The sequence below is a fragment of the Paracoccaceae bacterium Fryx2 genome (assembly GCA_032334235.1).
GTDB lineage: Bacteria > Pseudomonadota > Alphaproteobacteria > Rhodobacterales > Rhodobacteraceae > JAVSGI01.
Genome location: JAVSGI010000005.1, coordinates 699,972 through 716,810, shown reverse-complemented (window position 1 = coordinate 716,810; position 16,839 = coordinate 699,972). Strand labels below are relative to the sequence as shown.

The 16,839-nt window shown below is 66.3% G+C and carries 17 protein-coding genes; 13 read left to right on the top strand and 4 right to left on the bottom strand.

The genetic code is table 11. The features are described from left to right. Positions 1-151 precede the first annotated feature (151 nt). Both RNZ50_12665 and RNZ50_12660 read left to right on the top strand, forming a co-directional pair. Positions 152-703: a hypothetical protein gene (locus tag RNZ50_12665; GenBank protein ID MDT8855854.1), complete on the top strand. Its 552-nt coding sequence runs from the start codon at positions 152-154 to the stop codon at positions 701-703. Continuing rightward, positions 690-1,064 carry a cell division protein ZapA gene (locus RNZ50_12660; GenBank protein MDT8855853.1) on the top strand — a complete coding sequence of 125 codons (375 nt, stop codon included), beginning with the start codon at positions 690-692 and terminating at the stop codon, positions 1,062-1,064. The genes RNZ50_12665 and RNZ50_12660 overlap by 14 nt, the downstream gene beginning before the upstream one ends. A gap of 238 nt (positions 1,065-1,302) precedes the next feature. Here RNZ50_12660 and grxD read toward each other — a convergent pair whose 3' ends face one another. The 3 genes from grxD to purL form a co-directional block, all read right to left on the bottom strand. Beyond that, positions 1,303-1,665: a Grx4 family monothiol glutaredoxin gene (grxD, locus tag RNZ50_12655; protein ID MDT8855852.1), complete on the bottom strand. Its 363-nt coding sequence runs from the start codon at positions 1,663-1,665 to the stop codon at positions 1,303-1,305. A 64-nt stretch (positions 1,666-1,729) separates the two neighbouring features. Then, positions 1,730-1,972 carry a BolA/IbaG family iron-sulfur metabolism protein gene (locus tag RNZ50_12650; GenBank protein ID MDT8855851.1) on the bottom strand — a complete coding sequence of 81 codons (243 nt, stop codon included), beginning with the start codon at positions 1,970-1,972 and terminating at the stop codon, positions 1,730-1,732. Positions 1,973-2,035: 63 nt separating this feature from the next. Beyond that, positions 2,036-4,195 (bottom strand): phosphoribosylformylglycinamidine synthase subunit PurL, encoded by a 2,160-nt coding sequence (gene purL, locus RNZ50_12645; GenBank protein MDT8855850.1) that lies wholly within the window; start codon positions 4,193-4,195, stop codon positions 2,036-2,038. A gap of 154 nt (positions 4,196-4,349) precedes the next feature. Between purL and RNZ50_12640 the strand changes: the two genes are divergently transcribed. From RNZ50_12640 to istB, 4 genes are all read left to right on the top strand, one after another. After that, on the top strand, positions 4,350-4,595 hold the full coding sequence (locus RNZ50_12640) for a hypothetical protein (GenBank protein ID MDT8855849.1): 246 nt from the start codon (positions 4,350-4,352) through the stop codon (positions 4,593-4,595). An 83-nt stretch (positions 4,596-4,678) separates the two neighbouring features. Further along, complete coding sequence (locus RNZ50_12635) at positions 4,679-4,852, top strand: hypothetical protein (GenBank protein MDT8855848.1); 174 nt, start codon at positions 4,679-4,681, stop codon at positions 4,850-4,852. A gap of 280 nt (positions 4,853-5,132) precedes the next feature. After that, positions 5,133-6,641, top strand: a complete 1,509-nt coding sequence (gene istA, locus RNZ50_12630) for an IS21 family transposase (protein ID MDT8855847.1) — start codon at positions 5,133-5,135, stop codon at positions 6,639-6,641. Further along, on the top strand, positions 6,638-7,453 hold the full coding sequence (gene istB, locus RNZ50_12625) for an IS21-like element helper ATPase IstB (GenBank protein MDT8855846.1): 816 nt from the start codon (positions 6,638-6,640) through the stop codon (positions 7,451-7,453). Before istA ends, istB begins: the two co-directional genes overlap by 4 nt. A gap of 382 nt (positions 7,454-7,835) precedes the next feature. Here the strand turns inward: istB and RNZ50_12620 are convergent, their stop codons facing one another. Further along, positions 7,836-8,729 (bottom strand): LysR family transcriptional regulator, encoded by an 894-nt coding sequence (locus tag RNZ50_12620; protein ID MDT8855845.1) that lies wholly within the window; start codon positions 8,727-8,729, stop codon positions 7,836-7,838. A gap of 157 nt (positions 8,730-8,886) precedes the next feature. Here RNZ50_12620 and RNZ50_12615 point away from each other — a divergent pair, with 157 nt between their 5' ends. From RNZ50_12615 to RNZ50_12585, 7 genes are all read left to right on the top strand, one after another. Next, the gene (locus RNZ50_12615) at positions 8,887-12,273 is read left to right on the top strand and encodes an indolepyruvate ferredoxin oxidoreductase family protein (protein ID MDT8855844.1); all 3,387 of its coding nucleotides are present in this window, start codon (positions 8,887-8,889) and stop codon (positions 12,271-12,273) included. 100 nt (positions 12,274-12,373) lie between these two features. Further along, entirely contained in the window at positions 12,374-13,252 is an 879-nt protein-coding gene (locus tag RNZ50_12610; GenBank protein MDT8855843.1) for a lysophospholipid acyltransferase family protein, read from the top strand. Between the two features lie 15 nt (positions 13,253-13,267). Further along, complete coding sequence (gene murI, locus RNZ50_12605) at positions 13,268-14,080, top strand: glutamate racemase (GenBank protein MDT8855842.1); 813 nt, start codon at positions 13,268-13,270, stop codon at positions 14,078-14,080. 60 nt (positions 14,081-14,140) lie between these two features. Beyond that, a complete protein-coding gene (gene argC / locus RNZ50_12600) occupies positions 14,141-15,169 on the top strand; it encodes an N-acetyl-gamma-glutamyl-phosphate reductase (protein ID MDT8855841.1) in 1,029 nt (342 codons plus the stop codon). A gap of 16 nt (positions 15,170-15,185) precedes the next feature. Continuing rightward, positions 15,186-15,641, top strand: a complete 456-nt coding sequence (gene ccmE / locus RNZ50_12595) for a cytochrome c maturation protein CcmE (protein ID MDT8855840.1) — start codon at positions 15,186-15,188, stop codon at positions 15,639-15,641. A gap of 62 nt (positions 15,642-15,703) precedes the next feature. Beyond that, the gene (locus RNZ50_12590; protein ID MDT8855839.1) at positions 15,704-16,315 is read left to right on the top strand and encodes a holin-associated N-acetylmuramidase; all 612 of its coding nucleotides are present in this window, start codon (positions 15,704-15,706) and stop codon (positions 16,313-16,315) included. Then, complete coding sequence (locus tag RNZ50_12585) at positions 16,306-16,788, top strand: holin family protein (GenBank protein ID MDT8855838.1); 483 nt, start codon at positions 16,306-16,308, stop codon at positions 16,786-16,788. The genes RNZ50_12590 and RNZ50_12585 overlap by 10 nt, the downstream gene beginning before the upstream one ends. The last annotated feature ends 51 nt before the right edge of the window (positions 16,789-16,839 follow it).

The window sequence follows — 16,839 nt, the reverse complement described above, 5'->3', positions numbered from 1 at the left end:
TCAGCCCGGGCGGCAAGATCAAGCGGACCGGGGCGGGGCCGGGCGGAAAGGGGGGCGCATTTGCCGTTTGCTTTGGGATAAGATCAGGGAACATCGGGAAAAAGGCCGATTCGCCGCGCCGGGGCGGGGCTGGAACCGGAAGGGGCAGAAGATGAGCGATATTTCAGAGCTGGAGCGCCGGATCACCGCCGCGCTCGAGCGGATCGGCAAGGGGCTGGACCGGATGGCGGCCGAACCGGCAGCGGCGGCCGAGGCCACAGCGACGGTTGCAGGCCCCGCTGGCGTGGACGAGGGGCTTCAGGCGGCGCTGGACGAGGAACGCACCGCCAACGCCCAGCTTTCGGCGCGGCTGCGCGCGGTGAAGGAACGCGAGGCACAGGCCGTGGCGCGGCTTGAGGCGCAGGTGGCAAGGATGACGCGGCAGCTGGACGTGCAGGGGCTGGACCTGCAGCGGATGCGCAAGACCACGGTGCAGTTGCGCGAACAGCTGCGCGTGCTGCGCGAGGCGCAGACCGGCGGTCAGGCCGACCCGCAGATGATCAACAAGGCGATGCTTGCCGAGCTTGAGGCGCTGCGCGCCACCCGGCTGTCGGAAACCGCCGAACTGGATGAGATACTGGCCGAACTCGCGCCGCTGATCGAGATGCCGCCGACCGGGGCGGCCCCGCAGACCAAGGAGGTTCCCGACGATGCCCGAGCTTGACATCACCATCGGCGGACGGACCTTTCAGGTTGCCTGCCAGACCGGCGAAGAGCACTTCCTGCGATCTGCCGCCGCGATGCTCGACATCGAGGCGCAGCCGCTGGTGGCGCAGATGGGGCGGGTGCCCGAGGGGCGGATGCTGCTGATGGCGGGGCTGATGCTGGCCGACAAGACGGCGGCGCTGGAGGACGAGCTGCGCGTGCTGAAGGCACGCATGGCCGAGGTCGAGGCCCGCCCGCTGCCCGCGCCGCTGCGCATCGAGGTGCCGGTGATTCCGGCCGAGGTCACTGAGGCGCTGGCAGAAATCGCCGCCCGTGCCGAGGCAATGGCGGCAGCGGTGGAGGAGCGTGCGGAGGCCTGACGCCGAAGGGCCGATCCGGGCGCTCCGGCCTGCGTGCGGGGCGCATACCCCTCGGCCTGCCCGCGGAGCTACGGCCCTGCCCGCCGTTGATCGGCCTGTCTGCGGGGCGCCGGGCGGAAGGGGGGCTGTCTGCCCCCCGCAGGCCCGGATTGCATCCGGGCCTTCCCCCCGAGGATATTTGCGCAAAGGTGAAAGCGCAAAGCGAAGGTGTGAAATTTCCGGGCGACGGTGCGGGTGGTCAGGCGTTGGCTTCGCGGATCTTGTCGGCGGCGGCCTTGTCGTAGGTGACGCCCTTGGCCTCGAACAGGGCATCGAGTTCGCCCGACAGGGTCATCTCGGTGACGATGTCGCAGCCGCCGACGAATTCGCCCTTGACGTAAAGCTGCGGGATGGTCGGCCAGTCGGAGAAGTCCTTGATGCCCTGGCGGATGTCGGCGTCGGCCAGCACGTTGACGTCGGCAAAATCGACGCCCATGAAGTTCAGCACGCCCGCGACGCGGCTGGAGAAGCCGCATTGCGGCATGGCCTTCGTGCCCTTCATGAAGAGCACGACGTCGTTCTTGGTCACGGTGTCACGGATCTGGTCTTCGGCGGTGCTCATCTGGTGTCCTCGGGGTTGTGGCGCGGTTGGGTGGGGGCTGCGGTCGGGGGCAGCGCAGGGTCGGTTATTCGGGGGCCTTGGTGGTCAGCGCGAGGGCGTGGAGTTCGCCATGCGCCCCGTCCATCTTGCCCTTGAGGCTCGCATAGACGGCGCGCTGCTGCTGGACGCGGTTCAGGCCCTTGAAGCTTTCGTCGATCACTTCGGCCGCCCAGTGGTTGCCGTCACCGGCGAGGTCGGTGATGGTGATCCGGGCGTTGGGGAAGGTTTCCCGGATCAGGTTTTCGATGTCGCGGGCTTCCATGGCCATGGTCGGGCATCCTGTTCTGCGGTCTGCCCCAAGATGTAACCCCGGGGCAGTCCGTTCGCAAGGTCAGGTCAGGGCGGCGGCGAAGGCGCTGCGGTAGAGGGCGGAAAGTTCGGCCAGGGCGGCGTGGCTGCTGCCCAATCGGACGGCATCGCCGCCAAAGCTGCCCACGATTGCGACGGGAACGCCCGCGGCGCGGCCTGCGGCCTGCAGGGCCTCGGCCTCGGACGGGGCGCAGGCCACGAGGTAGCGCGCCTGGTCTTCGCCGTAGAGGGTGGCGATGTCGTCTGCCGCGAGCGTCAGGCCGAGGCCCGCGGCTTCGGCCATCTCGAAGGCGGCCAGGGCCAGACCGCCGTCCGACAGGTCGGTGGCGGCACGGATGTGGCAGCGGTGGGCGCGCAGGAAGTCGCCGTGGCGACGCTCGGCCGCGAGATCGACCGGGGGGGCGTCGCCCGCCTCGATGCCGAACGCCTCGGCCAGCAGGGCGGACTGGCCGAGATGGCCATGGGTCGTGCCGATCACCAGGGCGGCGTCGCCCGCGGCGGGGTGGCCCGCGATCAGGTCATCGAGGCTGGTCAGCAGGCCGACCGCGCCGATGGTGGGGGTGGGCAGGATGCCGGTGCCGTCGGTTTCGTTGTAGAGCGAGACGTTGCCCGACACGATCGGCATGTCGAGCGCGATGCAGGCCTCGCCGATGCCCTTGATGGCGCCGACCAGCTGGCCCATGATCTCGGGCTTTTCGGGGTTGCCGAAGTTCAGGTTGTCGGTGGTGGCAAGGGGGAGGGCGCCGACGGCGCAGAGGTTGCGCCAGGCTTCGGCCACCGCCTGCTTGCCGCCCTCGTAGGGGTTTGCCTTGACGTAGCGCGGGGTCACGTCGCTGGTGAAGGCAAGCGCCTTGGGCGTGCCGTGCACCCGCACCACGCCGGCCCCGAGGCCGGGGGCCACCACGGTGTCGGCCATCACCATGCTGTCGTATTGTTCCCACACCCAGGCCTTGTGGGCGTAGCTGGGCGACCCGATCAGCGCACGCAGGGCGTCGATCGCGTCGATGGCGGGCACATCGCCCAGCGGCGCGGCGGCGGGGGTTTCGACCCATGGCCGGTCGTATTCCGGGGCGGAGGAGGCGAGTTTCGACAGCGGCAGGTCGGCCTTCACCTCGTTGCCGTGCAGGATCAGGAAGCGGTCTTCGGGGATGGTTTCGCCGACGATGGCAAAATCGAGATCCCATTTCACGAAGATCGCGCGGGCTTCGGCCTCCATCTCGGGCTTCAGGACCATCAGCATCCGTTCCTGGGATTCCGACAGCATCATCTCGTAGGCGGTCATCCGGGTTTCGCGCTGCGGCACGTCGTCAAGCTGCAAGCGGATGCCAAGGCCGCCCTTGTCGCCCATTTCCACCGCCGAACAGGTGAGGCCGGCCGCCCCCATGTCCTGGATCGAGATCACGGCGCCCGAGGCCATCAGTTCCAGGCAGGCCTCCAGCAGGCGCTTTTCGGTGAAGGGGTCTCCGACCTGCACGGTGGGGCGCTTGTCCTCGATGGTGTCGTCGAATTCGGCCGAGGCCATGGTGGCGCCGCCGACGCCGTCGCGCCCGGTCTTGGCGCCGAGGTAGACCACCGGCATCCCCACGCCCGAGGCCACCGAGTAGAAGATCTTGTCGGCATCGGCGAGGCCCGCCGCAAAGGCGTTGACCAGGCAGTTGCCGTTGTAGCTGCGGTGGAAGCGCACCTCGCCGCCGATGGTGGGCACGCCGAAGGCGTTGCCGTAGCCGCCGACGCCCTCGACCACGCCCTTGACCAGATGCGCGGTCTTGGGATGGGACGGCTCTCCGAAGCTGAGCGCGTTCATTGCGGCGATGGGGCGCGCGCCCATGGTGAACACATCGCGCAGGATGCCCCCCACCCCGGTGGCCGCGCCCTGATGCGGCTCGATGTAGGAGGGGTGGTTGTGGCTTTCCATCTTGAAGATGATCGCCTGCCCGTCGCCGATATCCACCACGCCCGCGTTTTCGCCCGGGCCGCAGATCACCTGCGGGCCGGTGGTGGGCAGGGTGCGCAGCCATTTCTTCGACGACTTGTAGGAGCAATGCTCGTTCCACATCGCCGAGAAGATGCCAAGCTCGGTGAAGCTGGGGGTGCGGCCGATGATCTGCAGGATGCGCTGGTATTCATCGGGCTTCAGCCCGTGGGCCGCGACAAGCTCTGCGTCGATCGTTGGTTCTGACATCATCCGTTCCCTTTGGCGCCCATCCGTTGGGCGGTCTTAATCGAAAGGGGCGCATGGGAAAAGGCCCCAGTCTTGTCGGCGCTGTTGCCCCGATGCCTTTCCCCGTGTTACCCGATTGTGACATCGGGTGAGGACGGAAGCGGAGGGCGGGGAGTTGACCTTGCTGGCGGGCATCTGGGATTGGTTGCGGGCCATCGCCGCGGCGCTGCTGGAGCGGCTGTGGCGGTCGCCCGATGGCAAGAGCGCCGAGGCCCGCCTGAGGGCGCTGCCGCCGCGCCGCCAGGCCGTTCTGGTCGGCTGCGTGCTGCTGCTGCTGTTCGTGACCTCGCTGATCGCGGCCGGGTTCGGCTGGATCGGGATGCTGATCTACTTCCTGGCGGTCATCGTGCTGGTCTATTGAAGCAGCCTGCGAAAAAAGCTGAATCCTTGTGATCCGATTAAAATCCCGTGGCGTAGAAACTGTATCCAGAACAGGAGGACACCATGGATCAGGCACTTGCATTTCTGAACTTCGGTACGTTGGGTTTCGTTGCGGTCATGGCCTTCGTCGGCGCGAGGGTTGCAGAGCGTCGGGCCCGCGAAGGTGGCCCGAAATCGACCCTGTCGCGCGATGGCGCCGCAGAATATCTGGCGCGGGTTCAACGCGCCAACTCCTGAGTTTCTGAATTGTCTTTCTGACGTGGCCGGCGCGGGTTTCCTGCGCCGGTCTTGTTTTTGATTCCCCGCGGCCGCCCTGCACGACCCGAACCAAAGCCCGGCGTGTTGCGCGACAACCATCTTGGCCGGTGCCGACAACCACCTTGGCCGGTGGGGCTGAACGGAAGACGGGCATGCCCGTCTGGAGGGCAGCCCCACCGGCTTGATTGATTTCGGGGAAGGTGCTGGTCGCTGCGGGTTGGTAAGCCGGGTTCCTCTGCCGTCAAACGGAGGATCCGGGTTGGCCTACAAACCCATCAACGACCAGCAATTGAGATTATACATGTCCGACCTCCGATATCACAGTCAGCGCACGTCGGCCGCCCGCGCCGGGTTCAGTGAGCGCACGGCCCGACGGTTCGATGCCAATCCGACGCTGCCCTCGAACCGCAAGATCGTTCACGGGCGCACGGTGGCCGATCCCCTCGAAGGCTTTTGGGAGGGCGACATCCTTCCTTTGCTGGAGAGGGACAGCACTTTGCAGGCCGTCACCCTGCTGCGCCACCTTCAGGGCCTGCACCCGCTGGCCTTCCCCGATGACCGCATCCGGCGCACCCTGGAACGGCGGGTGCGGCAGTGGCGGGCGCTGAACGGACCCGAGCGCGACATCATCTTCCGCCAGACGCCGGAGCCGGGCCGCATGGCCCAGTCTGACTTCACTCATGCCGAGGAGCTGGAGGTGACGATCGCGGGCCAGCTATTCCCGCATCTGCTTTACCACTTCGTCATGGTCTACAGCCGGTGGGAGCATGTCGGGGTGGTCCTGGGCGGGGAGAGCTTCACGGCCTTGGCCGAGAACCTGCAGCAGGCGCTCTGGTCGCTCGGCGGGGCACCACAGGAGCATCGCACCGACAGCCTCTCGGCCGCTTTCCGCAACCTGACGGCTGACCAGCGCCAGGATATCACCACGCGCTACAATGCCTTCGTCGGCCATTACGGCATGGAGGCCAGTCGCAACAACCGCGGCGAGGCTCATGAGAACGGCGCGGTGGAATCCCAGAACCGGCACCTCAAGAAAGCCATCGAACAGGCGCTGATCCTGCGCGGCAGCCGCGACTTCGCCAGCATCGAGGACTACCGGCGCTTCATCGACATTCTGGTGGCACGGCGCAACCGGCAGCGGGCGGCGGCCACGCAGGTGGAACGGGCGCATCTGAAGCCCCTGCCGCGCCGGCGCACCACCGACTTTACAGAGACCGTGGTTCCGGTCACCCGCACCAGCGGCTTTCTGGTCAAGAGCATCTTCTACAGCGCCCCGTCGCAGCTGATCGGGCAGCGCTTGCGGGTCCACCTTTACGACGATCGCCTTGAGGCCTTTCTCGGCAGCACCCTGGTCGTCAGCCATACAAGGGCGCGTGGTCGCGGCGACGGCCATCGCGTGCATGTCATCAACTACCATCACGTCATCCACGCGCTGCGGCGCAAACCGCAAGCCCTGTGGAGTTCGATCTACCGCGACAGCCTGTTCCCGCGAACCGAATACGCTGCAGCCTGGCAGGTGCTGCAGCGTGATCTGCCCCGCCGCGACGCCTGCCGCCGCATGGTCGACCTGCTGTTCATCGCCCACGACCGGGCCTGCGAGGCGGAACTGGCGCATCTCCTGACGGACGATCTCGACGCCGGCCGGGTGCCGGACCCTGACCTGCTGATGCTCCGCCTGAGCCCGAAGCAAACGGCGCTGCCGACAGATGTCACCGTCGCCCATCCCTCGCTCGACAGCTTCGATGCCCTTCTGGGAGCCTGCGCATGACCTCCCGCGAGATCGACATCCACACGCTGCCCAGCATGCTGACCGCGCTGCGCCTGCCCAGCTTCCACAAGCTTTGGGCCGACATCGCCACCCGCGCCGATGCCGAAGGCTGGCCCGCTGCCCGCTTTCTGGCTGTCCTCGCGGAATACGAACTGGCCGAGCGCGACATGCGCCGCATTCAGCGCCACATGAACGAGGCACAGCTACCGGCTGGCAAGACGCTGGCGACCTTCGACTTCAAGGCGCTGCCAACCCTGCCGCGTGCCCGGGTGGAAGCTCTGGCGGCCGGCGACTGGCTGGAGGGTGGCGGCAATCTGATCGCCATCGGCAATTCCGGCACGGGCAAAACGCACATTCTCTGCGCGATAGGCCATGCCCTGATCGAGCGGGGACACCGCGTGTTCTATACCCGCACCAGCGATCTGGTGCAGCGACTTCAGGCCGCCCGCCGCGATCTGGTGCTCGAAGCCGCGCTCGCCAAGCTCGACAAGTTCGACCTGATCATCCTCGACGACATCACCTACGCCCACAAGGATCAGGCCGAAACCGGCGTGCTCTTCGAACTGATCGCCCGGCGCTACGAATACCGCAGCATCGCCATCGCCGCCAACCAGCCCTTCAGCGGCTGGGACCAGATCTTCCCGGACAAGGCGATGACCGTCGCCGCCATCGACCGGCTGGTTCATCACGCAGCGATCCTGGAGATGAATGCCGAAAGCTTCCGCCAGCGCGCGGCCGCCTCCAACAAAGAGGCGCTGAGCAGACCGCCAACGACAACCATCGCCGACAACAAGGACAAAGGAGAAGGCTGAGCGAAAAACAATTCCAGATACGCCAACCCAGCGGCCTAAAACCGGCCAACGTGGTTGACGGTCACGGACATGCTGGTTGACGCGCTACAGCCCGGCGGCTGCGCGGCCAATGGGCAATGCCCTGCGGTTCTGCCGTGATTTCGGGCAAACAGGACCAAAAAGGGCCCAAGCCAAAAAAAGGCCGAGCTGAAAGCTCGGCCAAGTCCAACAGGGAGGTATGAAGGCATGACAGGTAAACCAGTCTCACCTTCAAGTTGGGACTTAGGCGGACAGATGCGACGGCACAAGGTGCAACTCGTCGCAGGCGCAGCATGGCCGACATGCGCGATATGCATGGCTGACATTCCCTTGCATTCCGATTGCCGCTGTCGGCCCGTTCGGGTCAGGATTGCTGGCGTTTGCGGTAGTTGAAGATTTCTTCCGTCACGAACTCGCGGAAGGCCGACACCCGCTTGGAATGGCGCAGCTCTTCTGGGTAGGCCAGAAACACCGGCACGTCGCCGGATTCGACCTCGGGCAGCACGCGGACAAGCTTGGGAAAATCTTCGGTCAGATAGTCGGGCAGCACGCCGATGCCGATGTGGTTCAGCACGCCCTGCAGCACGCCGAAATAGTTGTTCACCGTCAGGGTTGACGGAATGTCGTGGCTCATCAGCTCGGCCACCAGTTGCGCCCCGGCCATCACCTGCGCCGTGCCCGGGTGCTGGCAGATCAGCCGGTGATGGGCGAAATCGTCCATGCTTTCGGGCGTGCCATGTTCGGCCAGATATTCGGGAGAGGCGTAAAGCCGCATCCGGATGTTCATCAGCCGCTTGCGGATCAGGTCGGCCTGGCTCGGCTCCTTCATGCGGATCGCCACGTCGGCTTCGCGCATCGGCAGGTCGAGCACGCGTTCCTCCAGCATGAGGTCGATCTTCAGCGCCGGGTATTTCTTGTAGAGCGTGGTCAGCCGCGGCGCCAGCCACAGGGTGCCGAAGCCGGTGGTGGTGGTGACCTTGAGTTCGCCGAACACCTCGTCTTCCGAGTCGCGGATGCGGGCGGCGGCGGCTTCCAGGCGCTTGACCATGGATGCCGTGGCGTCGAACAGCAGTTCGCCCTGTTCCGTCAGGATCAGGCCGCGGGCATGGCGGTGGAACAGCGTGACGTTCAGGCTTTCCTCGAGCGAGCGGATCTGGCGGCTGACCGCAGACTGCGACAGATGCAGCGAATCGCCCGCATGGGTCAGGCTGCCCGCATCGGCCACCGCGTGAAAGATCCTCAGCTTGTCCCAGTCCATCATACCGCTCTTCGCATCAAAGGGTGATCCCCCGCAGCGGTTATCTATGTTCTGCATAGCAGAGTTGCAAATGGATCATGGGTTATTTTGTGCTTTGTAGGTCAGTCATTTTGACCTATCATGCACCAACGGCTCTGAAAGCAAGGGGAGGTGCCCAATGAGCAGGCAGGATATATCTTTGTCCGACCGCTTCGATCTGGCGAAATCTCCGGTTCTTCTGAACGGCACGCAGGCGCTGGTGCGGCTGATGCTGATGCAGCAGGCCCGCGACAAGGCGGCGGGGCTGCACACGGCGGGCTATTGCACCGGCTATCGCGGCTCGCCGCTGGGCGCGGTGGACATGACGATGGCGCGCGCGAAGGCCGTGCTGGAACCGGCCGACGTGCTGTTCCAGCCGGGGCTGAACGAGGATCTGGCCGCCACCGCGATCTGGGGCAGCCAGCAGGCCGAACTGCGGGGCGAGGGGCGGTTCGACGGGGTGTTCGCGCTCTGGTACGGCAAGGGGCCGGGGGTGGACCGCTCGGGCGACGTGATGCGCCACGCCAACATGGCCGGGTCCAGCCGCTTTGGCGGCGTGCTGATGGCGATGGGCGACGACCATACCGGCGAATCCTCCACCACTCTGCACCAGTCCGACTGGGCGATGGTCGATGCCTACATGCCGATCGTCAGCCCGGCCGGCGTGCAGGAGGTGCTGGATTACGGGCTATACGGCTGGGCGCTCAGCCGCTTTGCCGGGGTCTGGGTCGGGCTGAAGACCATGAAGGACACGGTCGAGGCGACGGCGGTGGTGAACGGCGACCCGCACCGGATGCGTTTCGTGCAGCCTGATTTCGCGATGCCGCCGGGCGGGCTGAACATCCGGCTGATCGACACGCCGGTGGCGCAGGAAGCCCGGATGATCGACCACAAGCGCTTTGCCGCCGAGGCGTTCAGCCGTGCCAATGGCATGGACCGCCGGGTCTGGGGCAAGCCAGGGGCGAAGATCGGCCTCGTGGCGGCGGGGAAGAACTGGCTCGACCTCGTTCACGCGCTGTCGCTCTTGGGCATCGACGCGGCCGAGGCGGAGCGGCTGGGGATCACCACCTACAAGGTCGGGCAGGTCTGGCCGATGGATTTCAAGGGTTTCCACGCCTGGGCCGAAGGGCTGGACCTGATCGTGGTAGTCGAGGAAAAGCGCAAGCTGATCGAGGTGCAGGCCAAGGAGGCGATTTTCCACGACCGGCGCGGGCGGCGCGTCTATGGCTGGCAGAACGACCGTGGCGAGGAGCTGTTTCCGACGAGGTTTGCGCTCGACCCCATTCAGATTGCAGAGAAAATCGGCGGCATCCTGCTGGAGGAGGGCCGCGCCACCGACGCCGTGACCGCGGGCCTCGCCCGGCTGGCCGATGCGCGGCGGGCCGACAATGCGAAAGACATGGCCGCGCGGCTGCCCTATTTCTGTTCGGGCTGCCCGCACAACAGTTCCACCAAGGTGCCCGAGGGCAGCCGCGCCTATGCGGGCATCGGCTGCCACTACATGGTGCAGTGGATGGATCGGTCTACCACCGGCTTCACCCAGATGGGCGGCGAGGGTGCCAACTGGATCGGCGAGGCGCCGTTCTCGAAGACTTCGCATGTTTTCCAGAACCTTGGCGATGGAACCTACAACCATTCCGGGGTGCAGGCGATCCGGGCGGCGCTGGCGGCGGGGACCACGATCACCTACAAGATCCTGTTCAACGACGCCGTTGCGATGACCGGCGGTCAGGGCAACGAGGGCGGGCTGACCGCCGACCGGATCGTGCGCGAGTTGCGGGCGATGGGGGTGGCGCATGTCGCGGTGGTCCATGACCCCAAGGAAGGGCTGGACCTGACGGCCTTCCCGCCCGGGGTGGCGCTGCAAACCCGCGACGCGCTGATGCAGGTTCAGGAAGATTACAGCAGGATCAAGGGCGTGTCGGCCATTGTCTATGTGCAGACCTGTGCCGCCGAAAAGCGCCGACGCCGCAAGCGCGGCACCTTCCCCGACCCTGACCGCCGGGTTTTCATCAACACGGACATCTGCGAGGGCTGCGGCGATTGCGGCGTGCAGTCTAATTGCGTGTCCATCGTGCCGGTGGAAACCGAACTGGGCCGCAAGCGGGCCATCGACCAGTCGTCATGCAACAAGGATTTCTCTTGCCTGTCAGGGTTTTGCCCGTCGTTCGTAACCCTTGACGGCGCAAAGCCCCGCAAGGCCGCCACGGCCGCGATCACCCTGCCTGACCTGCCGCTGCCGGTTCTGCCAACCATCCGGGGCACGCACACCATCGTGGTCACCGGGGTGGGCGGCACCGGGGTTGTGACGGTCGGCGCGATCCTTGCGATGGCGGCGCACATCGACGGCAAGGGCGCCGGGATGATGGAAATGGCGGGTCTGGCGCAGAAGGGCGGCGCGGTGCACATCCATTGCCGGATTGCCGAGACGCCCGAGGACATCAGCGCGATCCGCGTGGCGGTGGGCGAGGCCGATTGCGTGATCGGCGGCGATCTGGTGGTGACGGCGGGGGCGAAGACCCTTGGCCTGATGACCACGGGGCGCACCGGCGCGGTGGTGAACTCGCACGACATCGTCACCGGCGACTTCACCCGCAATACCGAATTCCGCATTCCGTCCGACAGGTTGCAAGTGGCACTTCAGGCACGGCTGCAAGACCGGGTGACGTTCTTCGATGCGTCAGACCTGGCGCGGGCGACCTTGGGCGACAGCCTCTATTCCAACATGATCGTGTTCGGCGCGGCGTGGCAAAGGGGTTTCGTGCCGCTGAGCCTTGAAGCGATCTTGCGCGCCATCGTGCTGAACGGCAGCGGGGCGGAAGCCAGCACGCGGGCGTTCCAGCTTGGCCGCTGGGCGGTGCTGCACCCCGATCAGGTCGCGGCGGTGCTGACCCCGGCGCAGCCTGCCGCCCCCGACCCGGTGGCGTTTCGTGCAGCGCACCTGCGCGCCTATCAGAATGCGGCACTGGCGGAGCGCTATCTGGCACTGGTGGCGGCGACGCCCGAAAGCCTGCGGCCGCAAGTGGCAAAAGGCTACCACAAGCTCTTGAGCTACAAGGATGAATACGAAGTTGCCCGGCTGCATCTGCAATCGGTCGAAAAGGCGCGGGCCGAGTTTGACGGGCCGTTCCGTCCGACCTTCCATCTGGCGCCGCCGTTCCTGCCCGGCAAGGACGGCCACCGCCCGAAGAAGCGCGCCTTCGGGCCGTGGATGCTGCCGGTGTTTCGCGTGCTGGCCGCGCTGAAGCCGCTGCGCGGCACCTTCGCCGACCCGTTCGGGCAAACTGCCGAGCGCCGGATGGAGCGCGGGCTGATCGCGCAATACGAGGCCGACATGGCAGCGATCCGGCCGCTGCTGACGCCCGCCAATCGGGCGCTTGCCGTGGAACTGGCGGAACTGCCGCTGACGATCCGCGGGTTCGGACCGGTGATGGCGGCCAATGCCGCACGGGCCGCCGCGCGCCGGACCGAGTTGCTGGCAGCCCTGCGGGCGGGCGGGGCGCCGCAGGCCATGGCGGCAAGGTGACCTTGACGCGACTGTCGCAGGACTGTCGCAATCTCTTGATCTTTGCTGGTCAGACTTGGCGTTTGGCGCTAAGGCAAGCCGCATCGGGAAGGGCCGCCGCATGACCAGCAAGGATGTCACACGCGAGATCAGCTATGCCTCGTCGGCGCAGACCCGTGGCGGTCGCGCGCTGATCCGGGTGCTGGAAAACGTGACGGGCCGCTTGTCGCTGATGCGCCGGGCGCGGGGCTATGAGGCCGACGTGGCGCGCGGGCTGAACTTCTGGGACGTGATCGTGCAACGCTATGGGCTCAGCCTCGACGTGGTGGGGGGCAGCCTGTCCAACATCCCGGCCAACGGGCCGCTGGTGGTGATTGCGAACCACCCTTACGGCATCCTCGACGGGCTGATGATGGGGCACCTTCTGTCGCGGGTGCGGGGCGATTTTCGCATTCTCGCCAATTCGGTGTTCCGCCGGGCCGAGGATCTGAACCGGGTCGTGCTGCCGATCTCGTTTGACGACACGCGCGAGGCGGTGAAGCTGAACCTGGAAACCCGGGCGAAATCATTGGCCTATCTGGCCGATGGCGGAGCGATCGGGGTGTTTCCGGGCGGCACGGTGTCAACCAGCGCCAGGCCCTTCTCGCACCCGATGGACCCGGGCTGGCGCAACTTCACCGCCAAGATGATCGCCCGGTCGGATGCGACCGTGGTGCCGGTGTTCTTCACCGGCCACAACAGCCGGCTGTTCCAGGTGGCCAGCCACATGCATTCGACGCTGCGGCTTGGCCTCTTGATCAAGGAGTTCAAGGCGCGGGTGGACGAGCCGGTGCAGGTGGTGGTGGGCGCGCCCATCGCCTCGGCCCGGTTGCAGCCGCTGAAATCCGACCCCAAGGCGATGATGGAGTTTCTGCGCCAGGCCACCTATGAGCTTTCGCCCGCGCCGATGAAATCCTATGATCTGGGCTACGAGTTCGAGGCGAAGTACAAATCCCGGTAAGGGAGGGGTGGGCAGATGGCGGTCGGGGTGTTCGATTCGGGGCTGGGCGGCCTCACGGTGCTGGATGCGTTGGCGCGGCGGCTGCCGGAGGTGCCGTTCGTCTATCTGGGCGACAACGCCCATGCGCCCTATGGCGTGCGAACCCCTGACGACATTTTCGCGCTGACCTGTGCCGCGACCGAACGGTTGTGGGAAGAAGGCTGCGATCTGGTGATCCTGGCGTGCAATACCGCCAGTGCGGCCGCGCTGAAACGGATGCAGGAAACCTGGGTGCCGCCGGGCAAGCGGGTGCTGGGCGTGTTCGTGCCGCTGATCGAGGCGCTGACCGAGCGGCAATGGGGCGACAACTCGCCGCCGCGCGAGGTGTCGGTCAAGCATGTTGCGCTGTTCGCCACCCCCGCCACGGTGGCAAGCCGCGCCTTCCAGCGGGAACTCGCGTTCCGTGCCATCGGGGTGGATGTCGAGGCGCAGCCCTGCGGCGGCGTGGTCGATGCCATAGAGCAGGGCGACGAGATGCTGGCCGAAACGCTGGTGCGAGCCCATGTCGAGGCGCTGAAGCGCCGGATGCCGCATCCGCAGGCCGCCGTGCTGGGCTGCACCCATTACCCGTTGATGCAGACGGTTTTCGCCGAGGCGCTGGGGGAAAAGGTAAAGGTCTATTCGCAGGCCAATCTTGTGGCCGAAAGCCTTGCCGACTATCTGACACGCAGGCCCGAGTTTCTGGGGTCCGGCACCGAGTCGAAGTTCCTGACCACGGGCGATCCGGCCTCGGTGTCGAACAAGGCCACGCAGTTCCTGCGACGCCGGATCAGCTTTGACGCCGCCTGAAACTGCCGGATCAGCTTTGACGCCGCCTGAAACTGGAAGATACGTCTGGAAGGCCCTGAAATGAAAAAGAAAATCGCCATACTTGGTGCGTCTGGCTATACCGGCGCCGAACTGGTGCGCCTGATCGCCACCCATCCCGCGATGCAGATTGTGGCGCTGTCGGGCGACCGCAAGGCCGGGATGGCGATGGAGGATGTGTTCCCGTTCCTGCGCCACCTGAACCTGCCGAAGCTGTGCCGGATCGAGGAGATCGACTTTGCCCATGTCGATCTCGCGTTCTGCGCGCTGCCCCATGCCACCAGCCAGGCGGTGATTGCGGCGCTGCCGTCCGACCAGAAGGTGGTCGATCTTTCCGCCGATTTCCGGCTGCGCGACCCGGCGGAGTATCAGAAATGGTATGGCCAGCCGCATGTCGCCCCCGAATTGCAGGCCGAGGCGGTTTACGGTCTGACCGAATTCTACCGCGACGACATCCGCGCCGCGCGTCTGGTGGCGGGCACGGGCTGCAATGCCGCCGCCGGTCAGTTCGCGCTGCGCCCGCTGATCGAGGCCGGGGTGATCGACCTTGACGACATCTTGATCGACCTCAAGGCCGGGGTTTCGGGGGCAGGGCGGAGCCTGAAGGAAAGCCTGCTGCACGCCGAGCTGAGCGAGGGCACACATGCCTATTCGGCCGGGGGCAAGCATCGCCACCTGGGCGAATTCGATCAGGAATTCAGCAAGTTGGCCGGGCGCCCGGTGCAGGTGCGCTTCACCCCGCATCTGCTGCCGATGAACCGGGGCATCCTTGCGTCGGTCTATGTGAAAGGCGATCCGGCAGAGGTTCATGCCACGCTGGCGGCGCGCTACACGCTGGAACCCTTTGTCGAGGTGCTGGCGTTTGGCGCATTGCCCTCGACACGCGACATCCGGGGCTCCAACTATGTGCATGTCGGCGTGATCGGTGACCGGGTGCCGGGGCGGGCGATGGTTGTCACGGTGCTGGACAACCTGTGCAAGGGCAGTTCGGGTCAGGCGATCCAGAACGCCAATCTGATGCTGGGGCTCGAGGAAACGGCGGGGCTGATGCTGGCGCCGGTATTCCCGTGACGCCGGAGGGGGAAAGATGAAGGGTCTGAAGAAACAGCGGCGGATTCAGGTGATCGCACTGGCCTTTGTGGCGCTGGCGGGATCGACCGCGCTGATCGGCTATGCGATGCGCGACGGGATCAACTTCTTCCGCGCGCCGATCCAGGTGCGCGACGAACCGCCGGAGGCGAACGAGGTGTTCCGGCTGGGCGGTCTGGTCGAGGAAGGCAGCGTCGTGCGCGGGCAGGGCGAAACCGTGACCTTCCGGGTGACCGACGGCGCGGCGACCGTGCCGGTTTCCTTTTCCGGGGTGCTGCCCGACCTCTTTTCCGAAGGCACCGGCATGATCGGCACCGGCAAGCTGGTGGACGGGGTGTTTCAGGCCAGCGAGATCCTTGCCAAGCATGACGAAACCTACATGCCCAAGGAAGTGATGGACGCGCTGAAGGATCAGGGCGTCTATCAGCAGCCGGACGCGCCGCCGAACGGTTGATTGCGCCGGAATTAACCGGCTGACGCCAGCCTGTCCCGCAGGGAAACCATGCGGGGCACATCATGAAATCCGTTCAGACCATTGCCGAAGAGATCGTCGCGCGCGAAGGCGGCTACGTCAACGACCCCGACGATCCGGGCGGGGCGACCAAATACGGCGTCACGCTGGCGACGATGCGGCGGCTGGGACTGGATGTCACAGGCGACGGCGCGGTGACAGTCGAGGACGTAAAACGCCTGACCCGGGCGCAGGCGGCGCGGATCTTCGTCGAACACTATTTCAATGCGCCAAGGATCGCGGCCCTGCCCGAGGTGCTGCAGGCGTCGCTGTTCGACATGTATGTGAATGCCGGCTCGAATGCGGTGAAGGTGCTGCAACGGCTGCTGACCGACATGGGCTTTCCCTGCGACCCCGACGGGGTGATCGGGCCGCTGACCATCCGCGCGGCGCAGGCGGCAGCCGAGGCGGCGCCGACCCATCTGGCCGATGCCTATGCCATCGCCCGGCGCAACTACTATTACGCCATCGCCGATGCCCGCCCCGCCAGCCGGAAATATGCCCGCAGGCGGGATGGCGGCAAGGGTGGCTGGATCACCCGCGCCGAGGAGTTCATGGCGCCACGCTATCACCTGACCGAGGCGCAGCACCGCGCGCGGGTGGCAAAATGGGCATGATCGGGCAGATGCTTGGCGGCGGGCAGGCGGTCACGGCCCTTGGCTCCGCAGTGCGCGGGGTGGCCGAGGTCTTCACCCCCAACGCCACCCGCGGCATGGAGCTTTCGGCCGAGGCGCAGGCGCAGGCATTGAAGCAACTGGGGTTGGAGTTTGCGCTGCCGTCGCAAAGCTGGTTCGACCGGCTGGTGAACGGGCTGAACCGCCTGCCGCGCCCGTTGCTGGCCTTCGGCACGCTGGGGCTGTTCGGCTATGCCATGGTTGACCCGCCGGGCTTTGCCAACCGGATGGTCGGGCTGAACCATGTGCCGGAACCGCTCTGGTGGCTGCTGGGGGCGGTGGTCAGCTTCTACTTCGGGGCGCGCGAGGCGCATTACTTTCGCACCCGCCCGGTGATCGCGCCGCCGCCTGCGGCCGAAACCCCGCCCGAAACCGCAAATCCCGCGCTGGAGGACTGGCGACACAACCGGCAATGACGCGATGCGCGCGCCCGGCAGGACGGGCGCGCCATTGACCTGCCTGCGCGG

What these genes read in the sequence shown, in the direction of transcription:
- RNZ50_12585 (MDT8855838.1), top strand. Translation starts at nt 16,306, where the DNA reads ATGGGCATGATCGGGCAGATGCTTGGCGGCGGGCAGGCGGTCACGGCC.
- RNZ50_12660 (MDT8855853.1), top strand. Translation starts at nt 690, where the DNA reads ATGCCCGAGCTTGACATCACCATCGGCGGACGGACCTTTCAGGTTGCC.
- grxD (MDT8855852.1), bottom strand. Translation starts at nt 1,665, where the DNA reads ATGAGCACCGCCGAAGACCAGATCCGTGACACCGTGACCAAGAACGAC.
- RNZ50_12610 (MDT8855843.1), top strand. Translation starts at nt 12,374, where the DNA reads ATGACCAGCAAGGATGTCACACGCGAGATCAGCTATGCCTCGTCGGCG.
- purL (MDT8855850.1), bottom strand. Translation starts at nt 4,195, where the DNA reads ATGTCAGAACCAACGATCGACGCAGAGCTTGTCGCGGCCCACGGGCTG.
- RNZ50_12650 (MDT8855851.1), bottom strand. Translation starts at nt 1,972, where the DNA reads ATGGCCATGGAAGCCCGCGACATCGAAAACCTGATCCGGGAAACCTTC.
- RNZ50_12620 (MDT8855845.1), bottom strand. Translation starts at nt 8,729, where the DNA reads ATGGACTGGGACAAGCTGAGGATCTTTCACGCGGTGGCCGATGCGGGC.
- RNZ50_12665 (MDT8855854.1), top strand. Translation starts at nt 152, where the DNA reads ATGAGCGATATTTCAGAGCTGGAGCGCCGGATCACCGCCGCGCTCGAG.
- istB (MDT8855846.1), top strand. Translation starts at nt 6,638, where the DNA reads ATGACCTCCCGCGAGATCGACATCCACACGCTGCCCAGCATGCTGACC.
- RNZ50_12615 (MDT8855844.1), top strand. Translation starts at nt 8,887, where the DNA reads ATGAGCAGGCAGGATATATCTTTGTCCGACCGCTTCGATCTGGCGAAA.
- murI (MDT8855842.1), top strand. Translation starts at nt 13,268, where the DNA reads ATGGCGGTCGGGGTGTTCGATTCGGGGCTGGGCGGCCTCACGGTGCTG.
- RNZ50_12590 (MDT8855839.1), top strand. Translation starts at nt 15,704, where the DNA reads ATGAAATCCGTTCAGACCATTGCCGAAGAGATCGTCGCGCGCGAAGGC.
- argC (MDT8855841.1), top strand. Translation starts at nt 14,141, where the DNA reads ATGAAAAAGAAAATCGCCATACTTGGTGCGTCTGGCTATACCGGCGCC.
- RNZ50_12635 (MDT8855848.1), top strand. Translation starts at nt 4,679, where the DNA reads ATGGATCAGGCACTTGCATTTCTGAACTTCGGTACGTTGGGTTTCGTT.
- ccmE (MDT8855840.1), top strand. Translation starts at nt 15,186, where the DNA reads ATGAAGGGTCTGAAGAAACAGCGGCGGATTCAGGTGATCGCACTGGCC.